General features: G+C 61.8%; 26 protein-coding genes and 1 pseudogene. 8 read left to right on the top strand and 19 right to left on the bottom strand.

Translation table 11 applies throughout. The annotated features are described in order from the left end of the window. Window positions 1–150: 150 nt before the first annotated feature. The 6 genes from B0G71_RS38675 to B0G71_RS38650 all read left to right on the top strand — a co-directional run bounded on the left by B0G71_RS38675 (window position 151) and on the right by B0G71_RS38650 (window position 7232). Window positions 151–1512, top strand: coding sequence for an MFS transporter (locus B0G71_RS38675; RefSeq protein ID WP_116149667.1), 1362 nt, complete (start codon window positions 151–153; stop codon window positions 1510–1512). A gap of 175 nt (window positions 1513–1687) precedes the next feature. Continuing rightward, the gene (locus B0G71_RS38670) at window positions 1688–3103 is read left to right on the top strand and encodes an amidohydrolase (RefSeq protein WP_116150003.1); all 1416 of its coding nucleotides are present in this window, start codon (window positions 1688–1690) and stop codon (window positions 3101–3103) included. Window positions 3104–3123: 20 nt separating this feature from the next. After that, window positions 3124–4539, top strand: coding sequence for an amidohydrolase (locus tag B0G71_RS38665; RefSeq protein WP_220377367.1), 1416 nt, complete (start codon window positions 3124–3126; stop codon window positions 4537–4539). Then, a complete protein-coding gene (locus tag B0G71_RS38660) occupies window positions 4536–5273 on the top strand; it encodes an ethyl tert-butyl ether degradation protein EthD (RefSeq protein WP_147308755.1) in 738 nt (245 codons plus the stop codon). The genes B0G71_RS38665 and B0G71_RS38660 overlap by 4 nt, the downstream gene beginning before the upstream one ends. A gap of 72 nt (window positions 5274–5345) precedes the next feature. After that, window positions 5346–6455 carry a porin gene (locus tag B0G71_RS38655; RefSeq protein WP_116149662.1) on the top strand — a complete coding sequence of 370 codons (1110 nt, stop codon included), beginning with the start codon at window positions 5346–5348 and terminating at the stop codon, window positions 6453–6455. 210 nt (window positions 6456–6665) lie between these two features. Further along, complete coding sequence (locus B0G71_RS38650) at window positions 6666–7232, top strand: TetR/AcrR family transcriptional regulator (protein ID WP_309546293.1); 567 nt, start codon at window positions 6666–6668, stop codon at window positions 7230–7232. Between the two features lie 23 nt (window positions 7233–7255). Here B0G71_RS38650 and B0G71_RS38645 read toward each other — a convergent pair whose 3' ends face one another. From B0G71_RS38645 to B0G71_RS38595, 11 genes are all read right to left on the bottom strand, one after another. Continuing rightward, window positions 7256–7978, bottom strand: coding sequence for a hypothetical protein (locus B0G71_RS38645; RefSeq protein WP_116149659.1), 723 nt, complete (start codon window positions 7976–7978; stop codon window positions 7256–7258). A gap of 57 nt (window positions 7979–8035) precedes the next feature. Beyond that, complete coding sequence (locus B0G71_RS38640; RefSeq protein ID WP_404935504.1) at window positions 8036–9082, bottom strand: asparaginase domain-containing protein; 1047 nt, start codon at window positions 9080–9082, stop codon at window positions 8036–8038. Between the two features lie 128 nt (window positions 9083–9210). After that, the gene (locus B0G71_RS38635; RefSeq protein WP_116149656.1) at window positions 9211–9582 is read right to left on the bottom strand and encodes a non-heme iron oxygenase ferredoxin subunit; all 372 of its coding nucleotides are present in this window, start codon (window positions 9580–9582) and stop codon (window positions 9211–9213) included. Next, window positions 9579–10517: a dihydroorotate dehydrogenase gene (locus B0G71_RS38630; RefSeq protein ID WP_116149655.1), complete on the bottom strand. Its 939-nt coding sequence runs from the start codon at window positions 10515–10517 to the stop codon at window positions 9579–9581. The genes B0G71_RS38635 and B0G71_RS38630 overlap by 4 nt, the downstream gene beginning before the upstream one ends. Next, entirely contained in the window at window positions 10511–11443 is a 933-nt protein-coding gene (locus B0G71_RS38625) for a dihydroorotate dehydrogenase electron transfer subunit (protein ID WP_116149653.1), read from the bottom strand. Before B0G71_RS38625 ends, B0G71_RS38630 begins: the two co-directional genes overlap by 7 nt. Window positions 11444–11512: 69 nt before the next feature. Then, window positions 11513–12061, bottom strand: a complete 549-nt coding sequence (locus B0G71_RS38620) for a nuclear transport factor 2 family protein (RefSeq protein WP_116150001.1) — start codon at window positions 12059–12061, stop codon at window positions 11513–11515. Between the two features lie 42 nt (window positions 12062–12103). Next, complete coding sequence (locus B0G71_RS38615; protein WP_116149652.1) at window positions 12104–13366, bottom strand: NAD(P)/FAD-dependent oxidoreductase; 1263 nt, start codon at window positions 13364–13366, stop codon at window positions 12104–12106. Continuing rightward, window positions 13363–13761 carry a cupin domain-containing protein gene (locus B0G71_RS38610; RefSeq protein ID WP_116150000.1) on the bottom strand — a complete coding sequence of 133 codons (399 nt, stop codon included), beginning with the start codon at window positions 13759–13761 and terminating at the stop codon, window positions 13363–13365. Before B0G71_RS38610 ends, B0G71_RS38615 begins: the two co-directional genes overlap by 4 nt. Window positions 13762–13769: 8 nt before the next feature. After that, on the bottom strand, window positions 13770–14186 hold the full coding sequence (locus B0G71_RS38605) for a cupin (protein WP_116149651.1): 417 nt from the start codon (window positions 14184–14186) through the stop codon (window positions 13770–13772). A gap of 36 nt (window positions 14187–14222) precedes the next feature. Beyond that, entirely contained in the window at window positions 14223–14630 is a 408-nt protein-coding gene (locus B0G71_RS38600; RefSeq protein ID WP_116149649.1) for a hypothetical protein, read from the bottom strand. A 5-nt stretch (window positions 14631–14635) separates the two neighbouring features. Further along, window positions 14636–15925, bottom strand: coding sequence for an aromatic ring-hydroxylating dioxygenase subunit alpha (locus tag B0G71_RS38595; RefSeq protein ID WP_116149648.1), 1290 nt, complete (start codon window positions 15923–15925; stop codon window positions 14636–14638). A gap of 423 nt (window positions 15926–16348) precedes the next feature. Here B0G71_RS38595 and B0G71_RS38590 point away from each other — a divergent pair, with 423 nt between their 5' ends. Together B0G71_RS38590 and B0G71_RS38585 are read left to right on the top strand one after the other, a co-directional pair. Continuing rightward, window positions 16349–17698 carry an MFS transporter gene (locus B0G71_RS38590; RefSeq protein ID WP_116149646.1) on the top strand — a complete coding sequence of 450 codons (1350 nt, stop codon included), beginning with the start codon at window positions 16349–16351 and terminating at the stop codon, window positions 17696–17698. 2 nt (window positions 17699–17700) lie between these two features. Next, window positions 17701–18450 (top strand): aspartate/glutamate racemase family protein, encoded by a 750-nt coding sequence (locus B0G71_RS38585; protein ID WP_116149645.1) that lies wholly within the window; start codon window positions 17701–17703, stop codon window positions 18448–18450. On the opposite strand, the gene B0G71_RS38580 is transcribed toward B0G71_RS38585, so the two are convergent. The 8 genes and pseudogenes from B0G71_RS38580 to B0G71_RS38550 form a co-directional block, all read right to left on the bottom strand. After that, on the bottom strand, window positions 18447–19568 hold the full coding sequence (locus B0G71_RS38580) for a porin (protein ID WP_258875835.1): 1122 nt from the start codon (window positions 19566–19568) through the stop codon (window positions 18447–18449). The genes B0G71_RS38585 and B0G71_RS38580 overlap by 4 nt on opposite strands. Before the next feature lie 137 nt (window positions 19569–19705). Next, window positions 19706–20944 carry a dienelactone hydrolase family protein gene (locus B0G71_RS38575; protein WP_116149997.1) on the bottom strand — a complete coding sequence of 413 codons (1239 nt, stop codon included), beginning with the start codon at window positions 20942–20944 and terminating at the stop codon, window positions 19706–19708. Between the two features lie 50 nt (window positions 20945–20994). Next, window positions 20995–21711, bottom strand: a complete 717-nt coding sequence (locus B0G71_RS38570) for an SDR family NAD(P)-dependent oxidoreductase (protein WP_116149643.1) — start codon at window positions 21709–21711, stop codon at window positions 20995–20997. Continuing rightward, window positions 21701–21973, bottom strand: a complete 273-nt coding sequence (locus B0G71_RS38565) for a hypothetical protein (protein ID WP_258875866.1) — start codon at window positions 21971–21973, stop codon at window positions 21701–21703. The genes B0G71_RS38570 and B0G71_RS38565 overlap by 11 nt, the downstream gene beginning before the upstream one ends. A 21-nt stretch (window positions 21974–21994) precedes the next feature. After that, window positions 21995–22075, bottom strand: a pseudogene (locus B0G71_RS42340) (zinc ribbon domain-containing protein); the annotation flags it as partial. Beyond that, complete coding sequence (locus B0G71_RS38560; protein WP_116149640.1) at window positions 22072–23238, bottom strand: thiolase family protein; 1167 nt, start codon at window positions 23236–23238, stop codon at window positions 22072–22074. The pseudogene B0G71_RS42340 and the gene B0G71_RS38560, both read right to left, overlap by 4 nt. Before the next feature lie 23 nt (window positions 23239–23261). Beyond that, the gene (locus B0G71_RS38555) at window positions 23262–24617 is read right to left on the bottom strand and encodes an MFS transporter (protein ID WP_258875863.1); all 1356 of its coding nucleotides are present in this window, start codon (window positions 24615–24617) and stop codon (window positions 23262–23264) included. 95 nt (window positions 24618–24712) lie between these two features. After that, entirely contained in the window at window positions 24713–26335 is a 1623-nt protein-coding gene (locus tag B0G71_RS38550) for an ATP-dependent acyl-CoA ligase (protein ID WP_181916965.1), read from the bottom strand. Window positions 26336–26382 lie beyond the last annotated feature (47 nt).

The following is a 26382-nucleotide window of genomic DNA, read 5'->3' as shown; positions in this document are numbered from 1 at the left end:
AACGGCCCGCAGACCAAAGTCACGAATTCAGGCATCCGAACAAAAAAGCGAGAATTTATTTTGGCGCGTTGACACCACCAAAAAAGAATACGATTATTTTTTCCGTGCTGACGGCAAGCGTGCAGTCAGGAGAACAACTCGGAGATCGATGTGTCCCAACAGTCAACAGTCGCCGAACAAGCGTTGAGCCCAGCAAGTTCGAGGCGAACCGCATCGTTCAGTGACGTCATCGCGGTAGTCGCCGGCAATGCGCTCGAGTTCTACGATTTCACGGTCTACGCTTTTTTTGCGGTATTCATCGGCAAGGCCTTTTTCCCGGCGTTTTCCGCAACGAGCCAGGTCATTGCCTCCGTGGCGGTATTCGGTGTGGGATTCGTGGCTCGTCCGATCGGCGGCATCGTGATCGGCGCGTACGCCGACCGGGCCGGACGAAAAGCCGCACTGAGCCTCACCATCGGTTTGATGGCGCTCGGCACTGCAATCATCGCGTTTACGCCTACCTACGGGTCGATCGGAATGGCGGCGCCGCTCCTGGTCGTGGCAGGGCGCTTGCTCCAGGGTTTGTCCGCGGGCGGCGAAATGGGACCGGCCACCACCTATCTTCTCGAGGTCGCGACAGACCAGCGGCGCGGCTTCTATACCAGCTGGCAGATGGCAACCCAGGGTCTTGCCGCGCTGCTCGGCGGCCTGGTCGGCTACGTGGTGTCCTCGACCCTGTCGGCTGACGCATTGTCCTCGTGGGGATGGCGTCTGCCCTTCGTCCTCGGCCTGCTCATCGCACCGGTTGGCCTATACATTCGTCGCCGCCTGCACGAAACGCTCGACGCCGACACTGCGGTGAAAGGCACGGGCGAACTGATGTCGGCGATCTTCCGCGGACATCGGTCCGATCTGCTTCTGTCCTGTTGCGTGCTGATCGGACCGACGGTCACGGTCTACGTAGTCGGTCACTACATGACCACCTACGGCATGCGCGTGCTTCACCTCCCGACCTCGACGTCGATGCTGGTGGGCCTCATGACCGGCAGCGTCGGTCTCGTTGCTCCACTTGCCGCAGGCATGATCTACGATCGTCGTCCGGGCACCCGGATGATGGTTGTGCCCCAGTGTTTGAGCGTGCTCTCCATCGTGCCGCTGTTCGCGTGGGTGATCACCGCCGGCACGGGCACCCTGTTTCTCACCATGGTGGCGGTATTGACACTCTTTCGCGTGTTGATGGCGCCGTTCCATTTGTGCTTCGTTCCGGAAATTTTTCCTAAAGCAATTCGCAGCACATGCATATCCATCTGCTATAGCGTGCCGACCACGCTCTTCGGCGGCAGCGCGCAACTAGTGGTCGCCTGGCTCGGCAGTGTGACGCAAGACCCTATGGCCCCGGCGTGGTATCTGCTCACGACCAACATCGTTTCCTTGGGAGCCGTGCTCTTACTGTTTTTCAGGCACCGTCGCAAGGTGGCGCCGGCACGAATGATCGCAACCGATTCGCGCCTGCAAGATAAGCCCGCCACCTGAACACCCATCATCGACCGGCAGTGAATGCCTGAGACGCGCTGGCGCCGGGCAGTTCGAGCACGGCCATGCGGGTCAACCGCAGCCCAAAGAAGCAGCAGGAGAAACAGTGAATCTGGACCATCTGGACCGGGATATCTCGGCACGTGTAGAGTCTTACCGCGCGTTGTGCTCGCATATGAGCGACCGTCTGTGGGATCTGGCCGAGACCGCCTATACAGAGCACGAATCGTCGAAGCTACAGATACGTGAGCTCGAACGTCATGGTTTTCGCATTACCCGTGGTGCCGCCGGCATTCCGACTGCCTTCATTGCAGAGGCCGGCCAAGGCGGTGCAGTCGTTGGCTTTCTCGGCGAATACGACGCGTTGCCTGATTTGAGCCAGACGGCGAATGTCACGGCGCGAGCGCCGCTGACGCAATCGGGCAACGGTCATGGATGTGGTCACAATCTGCTCGGCGGCGCAACCCTGCTTGCCGCCTTTGCCATCAAGGACTGGCTTGCAAGCACAGGACATAGCGGTCGCGTGCGCTATTACGGATGCCCTGCCGAGGAAGGCGGAGCCGGAAAAACGTTCATGACGAGAGCCGGTGTTTTTGGCGACCTCGACGCGGCGCTCACCTGGCATCCCGCCAGCATTCTTGCCGTCGACGCCATGTCGACCTTGGCCACACTCCATGCGCGCTTCACGTTTTCCGGCATCGCGGCGCACGCCGCCGCGGCACCTCATCTCGGGCGTAGCGCTCTCGATGCGGTGACCCTCATGAATGTCGCCGCCAACTATATGAGGGAGCACATGCCCAGCGACGCGCGAATGCACTATGCCATTCACGACACCGGCGGCAATGCCCCGAACGTAGTGCAGGCGCATGCCGAGGTCGTCTACCAGTTGCGAGCACCCGAACTCCCGGTCGTCGTTTCGCTGTACGAGCGCTTGCGCAAGATTGCCGACGGCGCGGCCATGATGACTGGCACGACGGTCGACTATGCGGTCGAGAAGGCCATGTCGAATATGCGTCCGGATCCGGTGCTATCGGACTTGATGTACGAGCGTATCTGCGCACTAGGTGCGACGCCATTCGACGAAGCGGATCGGGAATTTGCCGCGCACATGCAAACGGCGATCTCCGCCGAAGAGGCCAAGGCAAGCCTCGCTGTCTTCGGCGCCCAGCGACTTTCCGGCGTGTTGCACGAAGGCGTACTGCCGGTGGAACGCATGCCTGAAATCCTGAGTGCGTCAACCGACGTGGGCGACGTGAGCTGGGTCGTGCCGACCGCCCGTTGTCTGGGCGCCTGCTTTGCGCTGGGAACACCCTTTCACTCCTGGCAACTCGTCGCCCAAGGGAAATCATCGATTGCGCACAAGGGCATGGTGCACGCGGGCAAGGTGATGGCCACGACTGCCGCCGCTCTCTTCGCGCAGCCGAGCCTGCTTGAACGGGCCAAGGAAGGGTTCCACCAACGCTCCCTGGAGCAGCCCTACATGTGCCCCATTCCAGACAACGTTGACCCTCCGGTGTTGGAGCCTGTCAAGCGGCCTGTTGGCGCAAACCGCGGAGTTTTCCCATCGCAATACTCAGGAGCAAATCAGTGAGCGCCGGTCAGGAAAGGCACATTGCCGCGATCGAACAACTCGTCGACGCGAAGAAGGAACGCATCATCAAATTGTCGGACCGGATCTGGGACCTCGCGGAAACTCGCTGGCAGGAATTCGGGTCAGTCGAAGCACAGATAGACGTTCTCGAGCGCGAAGGCTTTCGGATCACACGTCATCTCGCCGGCCTTCCCACCGCGTTCGTAGCCGAAGCCGGAGAAAGCGGACCGATAGCCGCCTTCCTGGGCGAATACGACGCGCTATCCGGCATGAGCCAGCAAGGCGGCGCAGTCGAGCCGTGCCAGACCTGCGCGGGCGGTAGCGGCCACGGTTGCGGGCATCACCTGCTCGGCGCCGGCGCAATGCTGGCCGCCATCGCAACGCGAGATTTCAACGTCTCGCGCGGTCTGGCAGGCGTTGTCCGTTACTACGGGTGCCCCGCCGAAGAAGGCGGCGCCGGCAAAACCTATATGGCGCGAGCCGGCGTGTTCGATGACGTCGACTTCGCACTCACATGGCATCCAGGGCCGTTTTCCGGCATTTTCAAATACCGGTCGCTCGCCGTCATTCAGGCGTTCTTCCGCTTTTCCGGCGTCGCCTCGCATGCTGCCGCATCGCCGCACCTCGGACGCAGCGCGCTGGATGCGGTCGAATTGATGAACGTGGGCGTCAACTTTCTTCGCGAACACATGCCGGTGGACGCCCGCGTTCACTATGCGATCACTAACGCGGGCGGCAAGGCGGCGAACGTCGTTCAGGCGAATGCAGAAGTGCTCTATGTCGTGCGCTCTCCTGATATTGCTGCTGCACGTGACCTGTTCGAGCGAGTCGGACAGATTGCGAACGGCGCGGCCTTGATGACCGAGACAAGCGTTTCCATGGAAATCGACCGGGCCTGTTCGGACGTCGTTCGGAACGGTGTGATCGAACAACTCATGATGGACAATCTTGCCGCATTGGGTTGCCCGCCGTTCGACGATATCGATCACGCTTTTGCGGAAGAATTGGCACAGAATATCAGCGCCCAGGATCTGCGCGAATGCATAGACTCCTATGGCGGTCCGCAGAACGCCCACGGACTGTGGACCACGCCCCTACCTTTCGCTGCAGCAGCCGGCTCCCTGACCGGCTCGAGTGACGTCGGAGATGTGAGCTGGATCACGCCAACAAGCCAATACCTTGGTGCCTGCTACGCGGTGGGTACCAATATGCACACCTGGCAGCTGGTTACCCAGGGAAAACTTCCGGCCGCCCACAAAGGCATGGTCCATGCAGCCAAGGTCATGGCCGCGACCGCAGCAGATCTGCTGTCCGATCCGCATCTCATTGCGCAGGCGCAGGCCGATCTGCGTCAACGCACGGAAGATCGACCCTACGTCAGCCCGATTCCGTCGCACGTTCTCGCGCCACCGTTAAGGCATGCGGCCCAAAGTTGACGCAACGCTTCTCTTCCACGCATTCCTTTTTATCTTCCGCCATGACGTTCTCCTATTTCATCACTACGATCAACGATTCGGACAGCAGCGCGCGAGTGGATCCGGTTCAACTCGCCCGCATTGCCCAGGCGATCCGCCTGACGCCCGGCCTGGTCCGTGCCGAGCTATACACACCGGCCGATGTCGAGACCTATCATCGAGACGGACCGGCACCGCTACTCGCGCTCAGGCTCGAATTCGAGAGCATCGAATCCCTGGAAGCACAGATCACGGACGGCGGATATCTGCAAGCGCTCGCGCGGTCCCCTGACTGGGCGGACATTCCGGCAATGCGCATCGAGCATCAGGCCATGTTGACGCGCACATTTCTTCCGCTGTCCATCGTCTCGCAAGAAACGCCGCTATGCAGCTATCTCGTTCACTATCCCGGCGCAGCCTCGTCCATGAACGATTGGCTGCGCTACTACCTGGCGCACCACCCGCAGATCATGCGCGACTATCCGGAGGTGCGCCAGATTCATGTCTTTACCCGAATAGACTGGTGCGACGCCATGCCGTGGGAACGTGTCGATCACATGCAGCGGAACATGCTCTCATTCCCGTCGCCAACGAGCATGCTCGCGGCACTCGAGTCGACGACGCGGGCCCGTATGCGTGAGGATAACGGTAAGTTTCCGCCGTTCTCGGGCGGTGCCATTCATTTTCCGATGACGACGACGCTCCTTCAGCAGTAAAACGCCGTTCGCCCTGCAATCTGCATTCTCGCTTCGATTGCCAAATACACATATATTAGTACCACTATACAAATGAAATTAGCCCCTTCTCTTTTGCTGAGTTCCGTCACGATTTTTTCGAGTCTTCCGGCACATTCTCAATCAGCGTTCCAGATCCTGATGCCAGACGCTTTCGTTGGAACGAGCGGCGTCATTCTCTATGGCGTTGCTGACGCGGGCGTTCAGTACTATCACGCGGGCAGTAACAGCGTGTTCCAGGCCGAGAGTGGCGCGGGCGCGACTTCACGCATTGGCTTTCTGGGCGTGGAGCAGCTAGGGAATGGCTTGTCCGTGCGCTTCAATCTCGAAAGCGCGCTCAAGCTGACGAACGGAACCGCCGGCGCCACCACCATGCAGGGAGATCAGTCATTCTTCAGTCGCGAAGCGAATGTCTCGCTCGTATCGACCCAGTGGGGACGAATCAAACTCGGCCGACAATACCCAACTGAGCTATCAACCGCGATCGACCCGTTTGCAGGCGTCGGTGCTTTTTCTCCGTTGGCGTCGATCGTGAGCCTGAGTTCGGACCTGGGCAAGGCTGCGACCATCGGCGACTCGCGGATCAGTAACGCGATTTCGTACACCACGCCGATCATAGGCGGATTTCAGATCGAGATACTGGACGCGCCGCGCGGCGTGACGACTGAGGGCTACCCGTCAGCGAGCTTTCAGGGCGCGCAGATCGAGTATGCCAACGGCCCGCTCTATCTCGGGGCGTTCTACGACAAGATAACGACCGATCCAACGAGCACCACACCGGCCGTCAAGAATAAATGGCTTGGCGCCGGAGCCATGTATAACCTCAATGGTGCGCTGATCACGTACGAGTACAACATGACCATTCCGGAGTACGCCGGCTACTACATCGCTTCGAGCCACATGATCGGCCTGAATATTCCGCAAGGACTGAACACGGTGAAATTCTCCGCGATCTACCGCAACGTCGCGGGCAAGGACGCAGCGAACTCATTGGCCATCGCGCTCGGCTACGATTACAACCTGTCGAAGACCACCGCGCTGTACGCGCGAGTCGGCTACGTAGTGAATCAGAAGAATGCAATTGGAAGTCTCGCGGGAGCGACCCTCAGTCGTCCCGGTGACGACGTTAGCGTTGTCGCCGTGGGTATTCGAAAGCGATTCTGATAGACACAGCCCAATCGTGCCCATCGTATTGCTATCCATAGCGGCTCGATCGGCGCCTTTCAAAAACGAGTGGCAAGCGTTTTTCACTGAGGGAGCGTGTAGAATATGCGCGCTCGCCAGCGTTTTCCCGTTGTCAAGACGCCAAACGGAGCATTGACCCAGAACCGACAACGGAGGAGGACAACGGTGCCGCAGGTAAAGAAAGCGGGAATGCGGGAAGCTATTCTGGCCGCCGCGTTTGATCTGTTCTGCCGCAAGGGGTACTCCACGACCACCATGTCGGAGATCGCCCGCGCAGCGGGTATGACCGTCGCGAATCTGTACGTCTACTTCGATTCAAAGCTGCTTCTTCTCTACGAGATATACGAGCCCTGGTTGAACAAGCAGCTCGAAGGCGTTCGCGAATCGGTGGCGAAGCTCCGTACGCCACGCACGCGCTTGCGGCGCGTCTTCATTGGCTTGTGGGGCGATATACCCGCCGCGGACCACTGCTTCGCCAATGCGCTGATCGAAGCGTTGTCGAGCGCGCCACCCGGCATGGGCAAGCCAGTCAGTCTTCTCGCATCCGTGGAAGATCTGCTGGATACGATGCTGACGGAAATTCTGCCGCCCGAACGCATGACGTTCGTTCGCGATCAATTGCTGTCGCATGTGGTGTGGATGGCGTTCGACGGATTCGTCATCAATCAGCGGATCGGCGACCTGCGCGACGTGGAAAAGATCGCCGACGTGATGACCGACATGCTGCTGGGCGTCACAGCCGCATCAAAGGACTGACGTCGCCAAACACGCGTGCCGCCTCAATCCGAAGCGGCCTGGCCCGCCTCACCAAAGAACGTTCTCGCCGACATGGGATGATGGATATTGCTCCCTTCGAACGGCGGGAACTGCTCGAAATCCGCACGCATCTGATGCCTCACCGGTGAGTTCATCGCTTCGGTGATCGCTTCCGCGCTGTCGAACATCAGCTTGTTACGTTGCATGTAGTGCACCCGAGTCCAGGGCATCGCATCGATCCAGTCGACACGCGTGAATATTTCGATCTCACGCACGCCATCGAAAAACTTCATGATCTGGGGATGATGTGTCAGGTAGTAGCTCAGCCATTCGTCGAGGTTTTCGGCGCGCCCCGGGTAGTGGACGAGGAACTGACAGGGAAGCTCTCCTTCGGCCACTCGCGGCTGCGGATCGAGCACCGGGTAAGGGCGGCGAGCCATCACCTGTTGCTCGACCACGCACGATTCCAGGCTCGGAAAATCCTCGCGCGCAATGCTTTGCAAATGACCGTCTGCCGCAATCGCCGCTTCGAGGTGGGCTAATTTCTCGAAGTCGAGTTGGAACGCAAAGATCGGCGACGGCCCGTCGTCGGTGTAGTAGTCCTTGGCACTCTGCGGCGTATAGAGCCTCGCACGGCTCATTGCCGGCGTCGCCTGGATGCTTGCGGAGATTCTTTGCAGATCGCTGTCGCTGATGCGCGCACTCGGGTCAGGATGCGTGAAAGTGACGAGATAGGAGAATTGCATGGTGGACAGGAGAATTGTGTTGAAGGCACGAGCGCGTACTTGAGTCACATTGCGACTTTACAGGTCGAGCAGAAACGCTTGCAGTTTATCCCGGTCGATGACCTCGCTCCCCGCATCGCATGCCTGTTCCGCATCGTAGGCGGCCAGCGCCAGCATCAGCGCAATACGTAGCTTTTGGGGTGCAAGATCGCCGCCAGAGAGAATTCCATCTGCCGTCAGGAATCGCTGCACGGGCACGAGACCGCGCGGTGCGCGTGTGGCCTGCACGACGACGACACCCGCCGCCACAGCGTCGCGCAGCGCCCTGAGTTCGCCTGCCGCGGGACGGCCGGGCGGCAGTCCCATGCAAACGATGCCACGCGCGCCGGCGGCCACGAAGGCGTCGATAGCCGCGCCGTCCGCGCCGGCGTATGAGGTCACAATATCGACGCGTGGCAACGCGAATGCGCCCGGCGCGTCGAGTATCGAGGGAAACCGGGCGACGGGTCGAAACACACCCGCATCGCCGTCCGCCACGCGTGCTGTAGGCGACGCGTCGCCCCGAAACAGGCGACGACGCCACGCGACGCCGCCGTCCGCGTCGATCCGCCCGAGCGGCCCATACGTCGGTGCTTCGAAGGCTGCGAGTTCGAAGCTTGCCGCCTTCGTCACATCCCGGGCGGCGAAAAACAGGCCGCCCATCGTCACCAGAACGCCCGCACCGCGTGAATCGGACGCCGCGGCAACGGCGACCGCGCCGCGCAGGTTGGCGGCCGCATCGCTACCGTCGGTATTGGCCGGGCGTTGAGCGCCTGTCAGCACCACGGGTTGATCGAGCGCCAGGACGAGGTCGAGAAACCATGCGGTCTCTTCGAGCGTGGCGGTTCCGTGCGTCACGACGAATCCCGCCAGCGACGAATCGTTGGCTGCGGTATTCCGGATCAACGCGGCAAGTTCGAGCCAGTCCGCCGGACCAATCGACACACTGCCGAGACTCCGAAACGGAATCGGCACGATATCGACCTCCGGCGCCAGCTCCCCCAATTGCGTCAACAGTGCTTCGATGGGGTGAATCACCCCGCTGTCCGCATATTCGATCCAGTCGAACCGATGACGGCCATGCATCGCGAACGTCCCACCTGTGCCGATCACCGCAACGCGCGGACGAACGACCGCACTCGCCGGCCGATCCGCACCCGGGCCCAAGGAAAGACCTGAAGACGAAGCGGCTTGCGCTTCGATGTCGTCATGCTTCATACCCGCAACCGAACGAAAAGTTCGTCTCTCTCGATTTTCGTCTCATGGCGCCGCGTGTCGCGAGTGATCGGCGCGGACCGTGCCTGCCCCGTACGTACATCCACCAGACCCGCATGCAGCGGGCACTCGATTTCGTGGCCCTCGAATTCGCCGTCGCTCAGCAGCGCGGCGCCATGCGTGCAGATGTCATCGAGAGCGTGAACTTCTCCATCGACACGGAACAGTCCGATCCTGACGCCTTCCAGTTCGATTCCGCGGCATGCGCGCGCGCCGAACACCTCGCTCACCTTACCAACCGCATACCATCCGTCCTCGTCGCGCACAAAGCTCGATGCGCTCACGGACCTGATTTCGTGCACCGCGTTCATAGGGCCACCTTTTGCTGAAGTTTGACCGGCTCGTGCATTCGTACCGCGCCGATCAGGTCTGTCAGTTTCGCTACGCCATGCCGTTTGCAGTAAGCGTCGAGATCATCGATCAAGCGCGGCATGGCGGTGGGCGACACGAAGTTCGCCGTACCGACCTGCACCGCGCTGCAACCGGCCAGCAGAAATTCCAGCGCGTCGGCGGCGGTGCCGATCCCGCCGCATCCGATCACTGGAATCTTCACGGCCTGCACGCACTGGTACGCAATGCGCAGCATGATCGGTTTGGTCGCGGCGCCGGTTAATCCGCCCATGACGTTCGCGAGGCGCGGCCGGAACGTTTCGACATCGATCGCCATCGCAAGGATCGCGTTACTGACGACCAACGCATCCGCGCCCGCAGCTTCCGCCGCCAGAGCAACTTCCACCACATTGCCCGCGTTGGGCGTCATCTTTGGCCAGATCGGCAGCCCGGTGGCCGACTTCATCGCCCTGACCACCTGATAAGTCGCCTCCGGGTCCATGCCGAATGCCTGGCCGTTCTTTTTCAGATTCGGGCAGGAGACGTTGGCCTCGATCGCGGCAACACCCGGCACACTGATCCTCGCCGCGAGGCTGCCGAATTCATCGATGGTGTTCGCGGAGATGCTGGCAACCAGCGGCGGCGTGTATCGACGGTAATAGGGCACCGTCTGTTCGACGTAAAAATCACTGCCCTTGCTCGGGATGCCGATCGAAAACAGCGTCGCATCGCGAAACTCGGCGACGCGGGGAGGCGGGACGCCTTCGCGCACGTCGTGCGTAATCGTCTTGGTGACGATCGCGCCCAGACAGTTCAGATCGAACACCTGGGCTGTCCCCTCAGCGAAGGTGCCCGATGCCGGCATAACAGGATTGGCAAGCGTGAGCGAGCCGATTTGGACGCTAAGGTCTACCATGATGTTGTTTCCTGGAGATCGAAAACCGGGCCGTCCCAGCACACGCGCCGATAGCTCAACTCGTCTGAAGCGGCATGCTTGCGGAATGGGCGCACACAGGCGTAGCAGGCGCCGATGGCGCAACCCATGTGCTGCTCGAGCGCGACCTGACCGGGGATCTTCAGTTCGGCCGCCACGCGTTGCAGCATCGTCAGCAGCCGGTTCGATCCGCACGTCGTGGCAAAGGTGATGCTTTGCGCCTGGTGAATACGGCGGACCAGGCTTTCGACCTGCACGACATCGCTGGTTTGCTCGTCGTCGGTGACGACAACGACTTCGGCGCCGGCGTCGCGCAGATAGTCGACTGACATCATCAGCGACGCGCTGCGCGCGCTGAGAATCGCCGTCACGCGGGCATTCGCTGCAATCGCCTCGTGAGCGAGCGGCGCCATGGTGGCCAATCCGACGCCTCGCGCCAGCAGCAGAACGTGTGCGGTCCCGGACGATGCCGGCGGCAATGCGAAGCCCTTGCCGAGCGGCCCCAGCGCGTCGAGCGTGTCGCCCGATTGCAGTTGCGCGAGGCCACGCGTACCCACTCCCTGGACCTTGTAAAGAAACTCGATGCGCTGGTCATCCACCGCCACGCAGTAAATGCTCATCGGACGGCGAAGGTACGGCACTTCGTCATTCGACGGCGGACAGGCGAGGTGAAAAAACTGGCCGGCACGGGCATTCAGGGCCAACTCCGGCGCGGTGAGAATCAGATGCTTGTACTCTGCATTGACCCAGTCGTTCGAGCGCACGAGACACTGATTCTCGGCAATCGACAACGCTGCCGCGCACGCGGCATGTGCCGATGAGACGCCTTCGTCCCGGCTCGCACAGAGTGGAATCACCTTGCTCGCCGTGAAATCGGCCACGCTCGGGTCAGTCTGGAAATTGGTCATAGTGTTTCCGTCAAATCAATTCCTGCCGGCGCTCGTCTTGCCACGTAGCACCGCTATTAAGGGGATCGCTCAAACGGCCGTCGTGTCGCGAACGCGCTTCGCGGTCAACGAGCCGAAATCGTTCGCGAGAGGAAAGACCGCGGAGTCCGGCTCCATCATGTGCAGTTGCGCGAACCGCATTTCGCCGATCAACCAGTCGCCCGACTCGGCCCGCTCGTACTTTTCCTCGGTCACGGCGCCCAGCATGACGGCACGCGCATCGTCGTCCCGCAGCGCTAGTTGCCAAAGCCGCCAGGTGCCGACCGCATGGTCTGCATCGGAAAAGGCGAGCGTTTCGCTCACGTAGTAATGCATGGCGAAGCGCCAGGGTGAACGTTTGAACCACTCGAACAGCATGTCCCGGCCGGCCAGGTCATCGCCGAAACCAGCGCCGCCGATCCACACCGCGCGCTCGGTAAAACACTCGGACTGCTGCCGCGCGATGCCGGCCATGACGTGCTCCGGTTGCCGCCGATAGTCGTTCGTGTACTTTGCATCGGCAAGCGCCGCATAGCGGGCCTTCAACGCGCGAATCGCATCGATTGCCTCGAGCCTCGTAACACGCGCCTCCAGGGACATGAGCGCGGCCTTTTCTGACGGTAGCGTTTCAGTCTTCATGGCTCAGACAAACTCCTTCAGCGAAATCGACTCGTCGCCAAGCCGTTCTGAATCGACACGTTTGCGGCTCCGTACAAGGCTTTCCAGATGACGCCGGTCGCGGCTCTGATTGATCGTCACGCCGGAGCTCACGCAGCCGTCGCGCAGCGCGATAACGGTCGCGCTTCCCGACTCCAGCGCGCCTCGCACGATCACGGCGTCGCCCGCCTCGGGTATTCCGGTCACCTGAATCGCGTGCCCGAGTTGATCTGTCCACATCCACTGCGTCTCGCGATAAGGCTCCGCTCTCCCGAGAATGATCTCCGCGACCGCGCGAGCCTGGTTTTCCGCATTGCGCCAGGTTTCCTGCCGCACGTACCGGCTCGACTGACTGTCGAGCGTGCAAGCCACATCGCCGGCAGCGTAGAGCCACGGCATGGCCGGACTCCGGCAGAACGCATCGACTGCGACGCCACGTTCGTCCGACACGCCCAAGCCGCGCAGAAAGACTGGATTGCAATCGACACCGATGGCGACGAGCACACAGTCCGCGTCGATATATAAGGGCTCGCCGTCGCGCATTGCGCTGATACGCAACGCAAGCGCATCCGCTTTCGTCTGGTCGGCATGCGTGATGTCAGCCACGCTCACCCCAGTCTTCACGTCGACGCCGCGTGCGACGTGTTGTTGCGCGAGCCATGTGGCCACGATTGGAGGGAGGCAGCGGCTCATGATGCCGGTGCCCGTCTCGAGCACGGTCACCAGAACACCGAGCGACACCGCAGTGGACGCGACTTCCATGCCGATCACACCGGCGCCGATGATCGCAAGCTTGCGACAACCCGCCAGCGACGCGCGAAGGGCGAGGCAATCGTCGAGCGTTCTGAGCACATGAACGCCCTCGATCTGTTTCGTCATGAACGATGGACGCTTTGCGGCACCTCCGGTGGCGACCACCAGCAAATCGAAATCGACGCTTCGACCGTCATTCAGACGCAGACTCCGCGTGTCGACATTCAGTGCGTCCGCCGTTGCGCGAATCCGTTCGATACCGGCGGCCGCCAGCGAATCGCTCGACCAGAATCCGGCGGGCGTGAGTTCGAGGTTTTCTTTCGTGCTCGCGCCGAGCAGCAGATCCTTGGAAAGCGCCGGCCGCTCGTAAGGGGCGTGTGCCTCTTCCCCAATGAGGGTGAGGCGCCCGGTGTGGCCCAGCGCCCGCAGATGCTGGACGAGCCGACCGCCCGCATGGCCCGCCCCAACGACAGCGATATGAGAGGAAGCACTCATGACTGCCGCTCCCCGTCCGGGTCCGTGCGCACCGTGACCCGATACAGCACGCAGTGCTGCGAGAGACACTGGTAGCGACGCGCTTCGCCCGGCGGGATCAGAATCGCCTCCCCTGCGGAAAGCACATAATGCTCATCCGCCGCGACGATGTCGACGCATCCATCGAGTACCGCGCCCATTTCTTCACCGAGCACATGGGCCGGGTAGTCGACCATGTCCCCCGCCCGCAGCACCTGCGTCGACGCGGCCAGCGCCGCGCCGTTGGCGGACTGTCTCTCAGGCGCCAGGCCAGCCGCCGGGTCTGCACCGGCGACGGAAGGGAGCAGCGTGCAATGTATCGGGCCTGCAACACCGCTTACGTCATCGATACGCGCGGCCGACGTCACGGAAGTCATCGCTTTGCTCACGATGCTTGCTCCCGGCCTGCCAACGGATAATACGGCGTGTCATCCCCGCCGCCATACTCCGCTCGCGGCGGCGTGACCACGTTGAGCCGCATGCTCATGCCCGCGCCTTCGAAGCGGTTCACTCCGTAGTGGCTCAAGCCGGCCGGGATGATCATGCCTTCTCCGGCGTTCATCTCGCGTTCAACTTCGCGGCCGTCAGCATGAACCTCGAAGATCGAGCATGCGCCTCGCACCTGCAAGGAGGCCTCTTCGCCATGATCGTGCGCCTTCGCGGGCAGATCGCGGCCCGCCGTTTCGACGAACTTGATCACCGCGACGCTCATGGTCTGGCCGATCATCGTTTTCATGTAGAGACCGTCGGCTACGACCTGCTTGAGACCGTCGTCGATTCCAAATATGCGGCACTTGGGCATGATCTGTTTCCTTGTGCTAATAGCGTTCGATGAGTGTCAGATAGGAGGCCGCATCGAGAAAGTCTCATCGGCGATAAAGCGGCGCGGATCGTATCCGTCGATGACGGCCGGTTGCTGATAGAACTCCACCGCTGGGGCAATTTCCGCAAAGGACAGCAGCATGTACATCAACGACCTGGCGTCTCCGGGCAAATGGGCGAGTTCATATTGATTGAGCCACGCAACGATGTCGTCGACCCGTGGCAACATCGCGTCCTTGAACTCGACGATGGCATCCATGCCGACGGTGTGACGCTGAGTCGTGCGCTCAGTCTCGGTGGACAGCGACCACAGCTCGACAAAACGGCTGAGTTCGTCGAACGCCGCGGGCAGCGCCGCTCGGGTGGACGAGCCGGCTGCGGCGGCGCCCTTCCGGCTTGCGATGACGATAACTTTTTCTTCCATGACTTTTACTCCGCGGTCGCTTCTGCTTCGGCCAATAAACGTTCGATGACGTGGTAGCTGTGACGCACCAGCAATTCGTTGTCTTGCAGCACCATGAATTTCTTGACGCCCGTTTCCGCCGCCCGTTGCGTGCGCTCGAGCGTGCTCAGGTCTTCGAGCAGCACGTCCCGCAGCGCCACCTTCATGTATTCGAGGAAGAAGCGTCCGCCGGGCGTGGTCATCTCCGGGTAGTACACACGCGCTTCGAGCAGGGTCTTGTTGTGCGCGATCGGGCGGAAGTTATAGGCCTGACAGTAGTTGGGCCGCAGCGACAGATAGAAGTCGGGGAACACCACGTTGATATCGAATAGCCAGTTCGGGCTTTTGGTCCAGTTCACGCCCGCGGGCAATGCGTCGAGCGGGAAGGCGTGACGCGCACTGCCGATGCCCGCGCGCAGCGCCGCGGCCGCAAGCGGCCGTTTGGCGCCGGCATCGGATAAGGCTTCGGCAGCGGCGGCGCCGCCGGAAGTGACGGCCTTCGGGTTGCCATAGACGGACTTCTGGTTGCCCGCCAGCGAGAGGCGTCGATGAAAATCGCCGCACAGTGCGTCGAGCGGCGGCATGCTGCCGCCGGCACTCCTGTCGATCGCATCCGCGATCGAATTGCCGTGCACGTAGGCAACGTGATAGGCCTCCTGGAACGCGTCCAACGCCAGCTTCCAGTTGCAGTCGACGACCGTTTCCCACGCGAAGCCCACTGTCATTTTGTCGAATGGGTAGCCTTCGACGTCGCCATACATGGGCTTCATGAAGTCGTTCAACGACATCTTCGGCTGCGGGTCCATATTGACGAAGATGAAACCCTGCCAGACGTCGCAGGCGGCGCGAGTCAGCGCGTAGTCGTTGAAATCGAGCCCGAAAAAACACTGTTCGTCCGGCACACCCGTGAGCTTGCCGTCCAGATCGTAGGCCCAGCCATGAAACTTGCAAAAGAATTTTCGCGTGTGGCCCGTTTTGTCGTACGCAATCTGATTCAGGCGATGCGAGCAGACGTTGTGCATCGCGCGAATTTCGCCCTGCTTGTTTCTGACCACGATGATTTCCGTGTCGCAGGCGTCCAGTTTCTTGACGAAGTAGTCGCCGGCCTCCGGGATTTCCTCGACCCGGCCGACCTGTAGCCACGTCTTCTTGAAGATGTGCGCTTTTTCGCGCTCGTAGTATTCGGCTGAGATATAGGGTTCGACCGGAATCAGGCCCGAGCCAAGATGCGCGTAACGCGCGGTCAAAGTGCCTTCAGGAGCGGGGGTCTCGATCATGAGCGGAATCCTCAAAGGGGAAGAATCTTGAATAATGAATGTCATTCTGTTTTCGCAAAAGGCCCATGTCAAGCCTTTATGTCGAATATTTCTGCGGACCGCACGCATGCGCCATCGATCTGCGCAACGGAATGATGCATAGATACCCGACTCCGACACGATGCAGACGGGCGCGAGCAAAGCGGCGTTCGATGCGTTTTTTTGAAATGCTTTGACATTCTCGAATAAAGAATGTCATTCTGTATTTGAGCCGTAGCGCTGGACGCTCTCGCTCAGGCATCAGACTGCGGAGTTGCGTACCGACGGAACCGCACCCGCCGATAGCGTCGTTGTGCCGATTGAGGTGATTCGGCCGTCGTTCGCCACGCATACGCTCTCTGATCATCCAAAATCCGTCGCGTGCTAACCACCCGAGGTGCCCGAATGGCAGCGCTATCCGATAGTTCAGAACCGCATTCGTTCGATCCGCCGGCCAGAACCACTTATCTCGTGCTGTTGCTTTGCTTTCTCTCGATCGTTGCGGAAGGTTATGACATCGGGGTCATGGGAACCATCGTCCCCTCCCTGCTCGCGGATCAGGCGTGGAAACTCACGCCGATCGAAATCGGCGCGATGGGCAGCGCCGCGCTGTTCGGTACCCTGTTCGGCTCCTACTTCATCAGCGTCGTCAGCGACCTCGTCGGACGAAAGCTGCTTCTGATCAGTTGCGTCGCGCTGTTTTCGCTGTCGATGCTGGGCGCGGCCTCGTCTCCAACACCGTTCATCTTTTCGGTTACGCGCTTCGTTGGCGGTCTCGGCCTCGGTGGCGTTATCTCGGCGGCAGCTGCGTTGACGGTCGAGTACTCACCGCCCAACAAGCGGAACCTCAATTTCGCTTTGATGTATTCGGGGTACTCCATCGGCGCATTGCTCTCGGCGGTCATCGGTATGGCGTTTCTGGGTTCGCATGGATGGCGCTTCGTCGTGGCGCTCGGCGCGAGTCCGCTGATCGTGGTTCCTTTCCTGATGTATCTGCTGCCGGAATCGCTCGACTTCCTGATGGCACGCGGCAAAACCACGCGCGCCAAAGTTCTGGCAGGCCGACTTGGTATCAATGCTGCGTTGCTTGACCGGGCGGCACGCCGGGCATTGCCGAAGCCGTCCGTTGCGGCGGTGTTCGGCGAGGTTTTCTCCCGACAGAACGCGTGGGCCACGATCAGTCTCTGGGTCGCTCAGGTTGCCGCGGTCATGGTGATCTATGGGCTCGGCACTTGGCTGCCGCAACTGATGCGCAAACTCGGCTACGACCTGGGCCCCAGCCTCTCCTTCCTCGCCGTGTTCATGCTGTCGTCCGCGATCGGCGGGATTCTGATCGGACGGATCAGCGATCGTCTGGGTGCGCGCAAAACCATCGTCTGCGGATACGTCATTGGTGCACTGGCGATTTCCGGCCTGGCAATCAAAAGCAGTCTGCTGATGAACTATGTCCTCGTCGCGCTCGCGGGCTTCGGCAGCATCGGCGTGGCGATGGTTCAGCTCGGGTTCATCGCCAACTACTACCGTTCCCATGCGCGTGCCAGCGCGACCGGTTGGGCCGTCGGCATCGGCCGCTTCGGCGCGATGAGCGGCCCCATGGTCGGCGCGTATCTGGCGGCGCAAGGTGCCGACGTCAAATGGAACTTCTTCGCCTTCTCGGCCGCCGCGCTGGTTGCCGGCGCGGCGATTGCGCTGACGCGCAGCCCTGAGCAAACCGTCACGCGAGCCAATTCGGTGAACGTGTCTTTGGAAAGCTAACAATGAGCGACGGCTTCGGGGACAAAGCGCGGATTGGACATCTCTATCCATCCGGCGGTCTGTGCGACTATGAAATCCAGAGAATGGCGCCAAACGGTGTGCAATTTCTGACGACGAGGCTTCCGTTTCGAGACACGTCGATTGAATCGGACAAGGCCATTATCGCCAACCTGGAAGTCCATGCTGCCCTGCTCGCCGATGCGAAAGTCGATCTCATTGCGCTGAATTGCACCGCGGCCGGCGTGGTGTGTGGATCGGAGCAGATCAACCGGCGGATAGAAGCGTCCACGGGCATATCGGCGGTCAACACGATTGAAGCGGTGTTGGCCGGGCTTGCCGCTGTCAGTGCAAGGAAGATCGCGCTGCTAACGCCGTATCGTGACGAAGTGGTTGCTGCGGAAATCGACTACTTTGCGAGCAGGGGCATCGAGGTCACGCAGAGCAGGGGCAAGCCCTGCGCGACGCCATTCGATCAGGCCATGATTGCGCCACGGCAATGGCTGAACCTTGCCGTCACATTGCGCGGCAATTTCGATGCGCTCCTGATTAGTTGCGCGGGGATTCGAGTTAGTGGAGTGATCGAGGAGATCGAGCGCAACATCGGCGTTCCTGTGATTGCCAGCAATGCCGCTTTGCTTTGGTACTGTCTCTCGAGGCTTAAATTAGAAGACGGGCCGCAAAGCTACGGGAGCTTGCTGGCGGGAAAATTCCCCAATAGGCCTCCATGCCCCGCCGACCGCCGCGAGAGCTAGAACTTCTTCCGAATCCCGATCCGCAGCTCAATCTGATTCGCTGAACTCGATGCTTGCAAAACAGGCGCAAGATCGGCGACCGCGCCGCCTCCGGCGCGCATATACGTGGCGGACCCGTACACGTCGGTGCTCTTCGACAGGAAATAGTCCGCGCTCGCGTCCACCTCGTGATAGCGCGGCTCCTGCCCGGTTGCGGAAACGTTGCCTTCGGTATAGCTGTACGCCACGCCAAGTTGCAGCGCCGGGGTCACCATGTAACTGGCCACGACTTCGCCGATATTGAAGGTCACGTGTCCGCCAATCTTCGCACCCACGGTGGGGTCGAGGTCGCCGAATTGCGTGTGAGTCCAGTCGGCGCTGATCTTTGCCGCACCGAACGCGTAGGCGGCGCCGAAGCCGAACACCTTGTAGCTACCGGCCGCAAGACCGTAGTTGCCGTCGACCGTGTTGGCGGCCGTCCACACCCCCTCCGATACGGCGGTGGCCGGATGGTCGATCGACGTATAAGCGCCCACCACCTGCAGATTGCCGTTCACGTACTGAAGCGCGAAGGATTTCGCACCGTAGCGCGCAAAATCACCCGCGACGCCGCCGAAGCTATAGGTGGCGACACCCGTGAAGCCGGCAATGGTCGGCGACACGTACTTGACGGCGTTTTGCAGGTGAAAATCGACGCCGTTGTTATCCAGATCTCCAGGATGAGGAAACAGGATCCCGCCTGGCAAAGTGCCATTGGCGGACAACACACCGATATAGTCGCCCACTTCCTCGCCCTGCCGCCCGAGTGTCAGCGTGCCGTAACGGTTGTCGGACAGGCCCACATAGGCCAGCCGGCCGAATAGCCGGCCGCCTTGACTCAACGCGCCAGTGTTGACGTTAAAGCCGCTCTCGAGCCGGAAGATTGCCGTCGTGCCGCCGCCCAGGTCTTCCACGCCTCTGAGCCCCCACCGATTGCCTTGCGAGATGCTGCCCTGCATCTGCCAGGCGCTCTTGCCGCCCTGATTGCTCGACCAGGTCAGTCCGTCGTCTACGATGCCGTAGATCATCACGCTGCTTTGGGCATGAGCTCCAAGACTGATGAATAGCATTGCGGGAAAAGCGGCGAGCAGCTTCTTCACGATTTTTCCTTGGTCAGTTATCTTACGTTTTGATTTGCATACCGAAATAAATAGAAAACATGTGGGAAGATGAATTGCTCGACTTCCCGACTTTTGCTGCCCACTTTTTATTGAAGCAGGCAGCGCTTGATCGTGGGTCAGACCGGCTTGCCCTCGCTGGACGCCCAATTGCGCATCAGCGTGTTGCCTGGCAAGTTTTCATCGACCATCTTCCTGGCGGTTTCAATCCCAGCAATGGGCAGCCCTGTTGGATCGAGCACGCCGATCTGCACGAGCACGGAAGCCTGATCCCAATAGATATGCTCGTTGTAGAGTTTGTCGCCCCGAAAGCACACGACGGCAAGCATCGGAATCTCGATGTATCTGCCGGTAGGTGCCAGCCCCGGCAACAACCAGTCGATCTCGCGATCATGGGTTGCGCAGAACACGAACTCGTCGACGATCCGATCCGAACCAATGGTGCGGGACAACGGAATGAGCCGCGTATCGTCGGGATTCGCGTCGACAAAGTGGTATTTGTAGAAACGCTTGAGCTCGTCGTGGCCGACTCCGCCGGTCATCGTCGGAACGTGGTTGACGTACGGCTCGGCGACCATGGTCGGCATGATCGCGTTGACGTCGCGCGTGGCGAATTCATAGTGGCAGTGCAAATCCCACAACGCGTTCAGGTCGTGGATCGGCCCCAGCACCTTGCGCAGCATCGCAAGCGAGCGCGAATACGCCATCATCGCGGCCGGTTTGTCGAAGTGCTCGCGCTCCGGGGTCGCAAAGGCGTGATCGCAATCGGGGTACACGTACTGCTCAATACGTGGATTCGTGCTGAATGCCGCCTGGATCTTCTCGCGCATCGCGGGTAGGCATAGCGCATCCCGACCCGCAAAATGGAACACCATCGGACAGCGGATCGAGGGCACCTCGTCCAGAAACGCGTCGAGGCCAACACCGTAATAGCTCACCGCGCAATCGATCTCGGTCCGGGCGGCGGCAAGCATCGCCAGCTTCCCGCCGAGGCAGTATCCAAGCGCACCAACCTTGCCTGCCTGTTGCGGCAACGCGCGCAACGCGGTGAGGGTCGAGGCGATGTCCTCGACCGCGAGTCCAAGGTCGAGTCGCGCGTTGTAGTCGAGCGCGGCGGCAAAGTCCTCTTCGCCGTACCCGAGTTCGACGCGCCGCTGCATGCGCCAGAACAGATCCGGCACCAGCACCACGTAGCCTTCCTCCGCAAAGCGGTCCGCCATCGCCTTCATGTATCCGTTGATACCGAAAATCTCCTGCAACAGGATCAGTCCAGGCCCCGAACCTTGCCTGGGTTTCGCCATGTAGGCAGAAAACGCCTGTCCGTTGCCCGCATCGATCTGGATGAACTCACCACTCATGATCCGTTCCTTTCCTTCTTGAAGAGTTGCGGCAATCACCAACCGTTTTCTCACGCGCCGCGTGCGAGACTCAACTGCACGGCCTGCCGGTCAGTCGCCAGGCCGGCTGCGATCTGTTGGGCCATGGCGCCGACATAGACTTCGTCGCCCCCGTCCCTGAGCGCCGCAAAAGCCGCATCAACGACGTCGGCAACAGGAATCTTCGGCGGAGGAAAATCGCGGCTCATGTCGGTGTCGATCGCACCCGGCAGAATCGCCAGCACGCGCATCCCATGCGGCGCAAGCTCCGCGCGTACGGCTTCGGTCATCCGAAGAGCAGCCGCCTTCGACGCGCAGAGCGACGCCATGGCCGGCAACGCGACGCGTGCGAGAATCGACGACACATTCATGATCGCTCCGCCACTCAGTCGCAGCGACGGCGCGAACGCCCGGATCATGTTCAGGGTGCCGAAGTAGTTGACTTCCATCTCGGCCCGGGCCGCATTCAGGTCGGGTGCGGCGAGCACAGGCTCGAGACGGTTGATGCCGGCATTGTTGACGAGAAGGTTCGCATCGCTCGCCAGAGCGGCCGCGCGCGCCACCTGCTCCGCATTCGTAATGTCGAGTGCGACTGGTACGACGCGTGGGTCAAAGTCGCTCAGCACGTTGATATCCCGCGCGCCTGCGTACACCTTGCGCGCGCCCTGCTCCAGGAGCTTCCTGACGAAACACGCGCCGAGCCCGCGATTGGCTCCGCTCACAAACGCTACACAGCCATCAATCCGCATCACGATCTCCGAACGTTGTACCTTGCTTTGTGCCTGCGTCCGCACTCGATGGCGCAGCGCCCCAAACCGCGCGGCCGACGATACGACCGGCATCGTCCACGTCGAGACTCACCGACTCGCCGGACTGCATGGCAGCCTCGAGTCGCGCGATGACGATGGGCCCGGCGCTCGTCACCACGCTGGCGAGATGCACATCGCCACCACCCTGCGCGCCGACGCGATGCCGCACAACGGTCGATTCGGCGACGCTGCCGCGTTCCACTGCACACTCACTCCACTCGCCGCCGCCGCATGCGGGGCAAAAATACCGAGCCGGGAATAGCGTCGTCTCGCACTGCGCGCACCGAAATACCTTAAGTGTCATTGCGCACCTCGCCGATCGCTTTCGAGTACGACGGCATTCGCGCACATCCCGTAGCGATACTCGACCATGCCGTAGCCGCTCACGACCGCCAGGTGCGCGTTGGCCACCTGCCGCTCGCCTGCCGCACCGCGCAATTGCGTGATCGCCTCGACGAGGCCGTGCATGCCGCCCGCGGCGCCGGCCTGTCCCGCGGAGAGTTGCCCACCCGATGTGTTGACGGCGAGCGTGCGCGAGCCGATGCGAGAGATCAAGCCGCGCAGGTCGCCGTCGCGCGCGAAGCCAAGATCGGCGAGCTGCACCAGCGTCATAACGGGGTAGTCGTCGTAGACGGACACCACGTCCATGTCCTCCGGCGTCGCGCTGGCCTGCCGCCACAGATCGCCGGCAAGCGCCGCCAACGAAGTCTGCAGGCCGTCGCCCGCCTGTTGGTCCGGGTTGTAGCGACATTGCAGCGCGCGCACGCGCACGTTCTTCGCGTTACGCACCAGGTCGGCGCGGGCGACGATCACGGCATTAGCGCCGCACACCACCGGCACGCAGTCGAAGCGGCCCAGCGGCTCGGCGACGATCGGCGCGTCGAGATAGGCGTCGATCGTCAACGGCGTGCGGTAGACCGCATGCGGGTTCAACGCCGCCCATGCGCGTTGTGCGACACATAGCGCGCCATAATCGCGGCGCGTCAGACCGTACCGCTTCGCGTGACGCTGCGTGAGCATGGCGAACAGACTGTTCGGGCCGCCGTTCTCCAGTGGACGCAGCCAGGTGCGCGTCGTCAGGTTGTAATGCTCGACCAGTTGTTTAAAATCCGCTGGCTCGAAACGGTCGCCGGATACCAGGGCAATCACATTCGCGTCGCCGTGCTGAATCGCGCGGATCGCATGCTGCAGCAGGTTGATGGCGCTCGCGCCGCCGTGGCAATCGTCCATGCACCAGCGCGGGCTCAGGCCGAGTCGCCACGCAAGGTCGATCGCGTGATCGGGTGCGAGCGTGAACGACGCCACCCCCAGTCCGTCGATGTCCTTCGCCGAAAATCCCGACTGGGCGAAGGCCGCGCCGAACGCCTGCGCGAGCAGATCTCCCGTTGACGCCGCGCGCGCCTGGCGCTGGTATGGCACTTCCACGCCGGCCGTCAGCACGACGTTGTCGAATGAGTTGGGTTGCATATCAGGAATCCTCATGGCGGGCGTCAACGCGCCCGCCGGCCCACGGTCTCGTGCGTGAACAGCAGCGAGATCACCGTGATCATGCCCATCGCGGTCAGCAACAACGCCACCGGCCAGGCCGCGTGATAATGCGCGAGCAGCGCGGTCGCAAGCAGCGGCGACAGACCGCCCGCGAATACCGACGCAATTTCGTGTCCCAACGCCATGCCCGAATAACGGACTTCCGTACTGAACAGTTCGCCCATCAGGCTCGGCTGCGTGCCGATCATCGCGCCATGGCAAACCGCGTTACCCAGCAGGAACGCGAGCCAGATCAGCGCCGGCACCTTGCTGCCGATCAGCCAGAAGAACGGAAACGCGATCACCACGAAACCCACCGCGCCGATCATGTACACGGGCTTGCGGCCGATGCGGTCGGACAACCGCCCCCACAGCAGCATCGTGCCGAGTTCGAGGGTCATCGACACGATCACGCCAGCCAGCATGATCTGATTGGGCACGCCGATGAACTTGCCGTACACCAGCGAAAAGGCGAGCACGATGTATGAGCCGCCGTTCTCCGCAACGCGCAGGCCCATCGCCATCAGGATCTCCTTCGGGTGCTTGCGGATCACTTCGAGCACCGGCATGCGCGCTTTCTTGCCGGCCGCTTCGGCCTTCGCGAACTCGGCGCTCTCCGGCAGCTTCGAACGGACATACACGCCGACACCGAAAATGACGATCGACAACAGGAACGGGATGCGCCATCCCCAGATCATGAAAGCGTCCTTTGGCAGCATCTGCACGAGAAAGAACACCGCCGCCGACAACACGAAGCCGCCGCCCACGCCGATCTGGCTCCACGCCGCGTAATAGCCACGCTTCTCGGGCGGCGCCGACTCGCTGATCATCAGCACGCCTCCGCCCCATTCGCCGCCGGCGGCGACGCCTTGCAGCAGACGCAGAACCAGCAGCAACGCCGGCGCCCACAGGCCGACTTGCGCGTAGGTCGGCAGGAAGCCAATCAGGAACGTTGCGGCCCCCATGATCGACAGCGTCCATACCAGTGCGCCCTTGCGGCCGTAACGATCGCCGATATGGCCGAACAACACGCCGCCGAACGGCCGCGCCGCGAAGCCGACGGCGAAGCCAGCGAACGCGGCAAGGGTGCCGACGAGCGGATCCGTGCCCTTCGGGAAAAACAGTGCGCCGAACACGAGGGCTGCCGCCGTGCTGTAGAGAAAAAAGTCATACCACTCGAGCGCATTGCCCACGACCGATGCGAAGACAATGCGCCGCAGCGACTTGGGGTCGACCGAGCCGGCTGGCGCGGCCGCCGCGTCATCGTGGCGGGTGCTTGCGGCAGAAAACGTTCGCGTGCTTGCCATCTGTGCCTCCAGCTGTGCATCTGTCGACGCACTCGATGTTGTGGATGCTTCTGCCGTGCCGTACTCGCGCCGGGCGCGACCAGTAAGCGACGGGGTGTTTGATGTCGTCAGCGCCTGAGCCGGTATCCCGACGCATCGAGATCCCAGGTCGTCGCCGTGACACCGGTCTCGCGCAACTTGAATTTCTGGATCTTGCCGTTCTCGGTCTTCGGCAGGTCTCGCGCGAAGTCGAGATAACGCGGCACGGCGAAATACGGCAGGCGCGGTTCGCAGTAGCGAATCAGGTCGAGCGGTTCGAGCGTCTCGCCGTCACGCAGCACGACTGCGGCCATGACTTCATCTTCAGCGAGCGCCGACTTCACCGCGAAGACGGCCGCCGTCTCGACTGACGGATGGCTCAGCAGCACTTGCTCGACTTCAAAGGAGGAAACGTTCTCGCCGCGGCGGCGGATCGTGTCTTTCAGACGGTCGACGAAACGGTAATAACCATCGGCGTCGCGCACCACGCGATCGCCCGTATGAAACCAGAGGTTGCGCCATGCCTCCACCGTTTTCTCCGGCATTCCCAGATAGCCGCTCGCGAACGCAAACGGCGTGTCGGCGCGCAGGATCAGTTCGCCCGCTTCGCCATCCGGAAGCGGCCGGTCGTGTTCGTCGACGACGCGGGCATCGAAACCTGCCATGAGCTTGCCCATGTAGCCCGGACGCTGCGCGCCGCTCGCGCCGCTGATCACGCAATTGGTCTCCGTCGAGCCGTAGCCGTCGACCAGCGCAATGCCGCAGCGCGTCGTAAATTCGTGCTGGAAATGGCCCGGTACGCCCGGCGCCAGCGCCACGCGCACCCGATGCTCGCGCTCGCTCGCCGCGACCGGCCGGCTGAGCAGGATCGGCACCATCGCACCGAGCACGTAGGTCACCGTGGCGCGCGTTTCAACCAACGCATCGAAAAATCCGCTAGCAGAAAAACGCCGGTCGACGACGAGTTCGGCATCGTGAATCAACGCCTGAAAAAAGCTGTTGAGCGCATTCGTGTGAAACAGCGGCAGGCACGTGTAGAGCACATCTCCTGCCGCGACGCCGAGGTCACGCGCGGTGTAATGCCCCCACCAATAGAACTGCGCGTGCGGGCAGATCGCTCCCTTCGACAGCCCCGAAGTCCCGGATGTGTACAGCACCGCGAACGGATCGCCATCGGTGAGCGCGGCGGGTGCAATGGGCTCGTCTGCCGGCGGCATCGCGATCGTGGTGTACGTAGAGCTCGGTGCATCCACCGCAGGTTCGTCGATGAGCCAGATCGTTTCCAGCGGCAGATTCTGCGCGTCGAGTGCGTGAACGACGTCGACGAGATGCGCTTCCGCCACGAGCAACCGTGCGCCGCAGTTACGCAGAATATGTTCCAGCTGCAGCCCGCGCGATGCGGTATTGATCGGCACGACCACCGCGCCGAGCCAGCCGCAGCCGAGCACGATCTCCATGAATTCGACGCGGTTCCCGCACAGCAGCGCGACGCGGTCACCGCGCCCGACGCCTTGCGCGGCGAGTGCGCCGGCGCGGCGCGCAGCGCTTGCAAGAGCCTCGGAAGCCGTCCACGTAGTCGCACGATCCGAGAACAGCGGCGCAGTGCCGTTGCGAGCAGCGCGCGCCGCCAGCAGCGCCGGCAAGGTGCGCTGTGCAGCACGCCCTTGGTCCGGACTAGTACGCGGTTCGACGAGGGTTTCGATAAGTCCCATGTGCTCGTGCCTCTCCTATGTATGAGGCCGAGTCTAGGTTCGGGTAG

The sequence above is a fragment of the Paraburkholderia sp. BL27I4N3 genome, assembly GCF_003386115.1.
Lineage (GTDB): Bacteria > Pseudomonadota > Gammaproteobacteria > Burkholderiales > Burkholderiaceae > Paraburkholderia.
The sequence above is the reverse complement of the archived record's forward strand: the minus strand, read 5'-3'. Positions and strand labels throughout refer to the sequence as shown.

Excerpts from the sequence above, each read along its gene's own strand:
- B0G71_RS38605 (WP_116149651.1), bottom strand. The coding sequence starts at position 14,186 with ATGCCCAAGTGCCGCATATTTGGAATCGACGACGGTCTCAAGCAGGTC.
- B0G71_RS38630 (WP_116149655.1), bottom strand. The coding sequence starts at position 10,517 with ATGGTAGACCTTAGCGTCCAAATCGGCTCGCTCACGCTTGCCAATCCT.
- B0G71_RS38645 (WP_116149659.1), bottom strand. The coding sequence starts at position 7,978 with ATGCAATTCTCCTATCTCGTCACTTTCACGCATCCTGACCCGAGTGCG.
- B0G71_RS38590 (WP_116149646.1), top strand. The coding sequence starts at position 16,349 with ATGGCAGCGCTATCCGATAGTTCAGAACCGCATTCGTTCGATCCGCCG.
- B0G71_RS38640 (WP_404935504.1), bottom strand. The coding sequence starts at position 9,082 with ATGCATGGCCGTCATCGGTTCGACTGGATCGAATATGCGGACAGCGGG.
- B0G71_RS38560 (WP_116149640.1), bottom strand. The coding sequence starts at position 23,238 with ATGCAACCCAACTCATTCGACAACGTCGTGCTGACGGCCGGCGTGGAA.
- B0G71_RS38650 (WP_309546293.1), top strand. The coding sequence starts at position 6,666 with ATGCGGGAAGCTATTCTGGCCGCCGCGTTTGATCTGTTCTGCCGCAAG.
- B0G71_RS38610 (WP_116150000.1), bottom strand. The coding sequence starts at position 13,761 with ATGACTTCCGTGACGTCGGCCGCGCGTATCGATGACGTAAGCGGTGTT.
- B0G71_RS38585 (WP_116149645.1), top strand. The coding sequence starts at position 17,701 with ATGAGCGACGGCTTCGGGGACAAAGCGCGGATTGGACATCTCTATCCA.
- B0G71_RS38620 (WP_116150001.1), bottom strand. The coding sequence starts at position 12,061 with ATGTCCCTGGAGGCGCGTGTTACGAGGCTCGAGGCAATCGATGCGATT.
- B0G71_RS38595 (WP_116149648.1), bottom strand. The coding sequence starts at position 15,925 with ATGATCGAGACCCCCGCTCCTGAAGGCACTTTGACCGCGCGTTACGCG.
- B0G71_RS38670 (WP_116150003.1), top strand. The coding sequence starts at position 1,688 with ATGAGCGACCGTCTGTGGGATCTGGCCGAGACCGCCTATACAGAGCAC.
- B0G71_RS38550 (WP_181916965.1), bottom strand. The coding sequence starts at position 26,335 with ATGGGACTTATCGAAACCCTCGTCGAACCGCGTACTAGTCCGGACCAA.
- B0G71_RS38625 (WP_116149653.1), bottom strand. The coding sequence starts at position 11,443 with ATGACCAATTTCCAGACTGACCCGAGCGTGGCCGATTTCACGGCGAGC.
- B0G71_RS38600 (WP_116149649.1), bottom strand. The coding sequence starts at position 14,630 with ATGGAAGAAAAAGTTATCGTCATCGCAAGCCGGAAGGGCGCCGCCGCA.
- B0G71_RS38615 (WP_116149652.1), bottom strand. The coding sequence starts at position 13,366 with ATGAGTGCTTCCTCTCATATCGCTGTCGTTGGGGCGGGCCATGCGGGC.
- B0G71_RS38575 (WP_116149997.1), bottom strand. The coding sequence starts at position 20,944 with ATGAGTGGTGAGTTCATCCAGATCGATGCGGGCAACGGACAGGCGTTT.
- B0G71_RS38635 (WP_116149656.1), bottom strand. The coding sequence starts at position 9,582 with ATGAACGCGGTGCACGAAATCAGGTCCGTGAGCGCATCGAGCTTTGTG.
- B0G71_RS38655 (WP_116149662.1), top strand. The coding sequence starts at position 5,346 with ATGAAATTAGCCCCTTCTCTTTTGCTGAGTTCCGTCACGATTTTTTCG.
- B0G71_RS38570 (WP_116149643.1), bottom strand. The coding sequence starts at position 21,711 with ATGCGGATTGATGGCTGTGTAGCGTTTGTGAGCGGAGCCAATCGCGGG.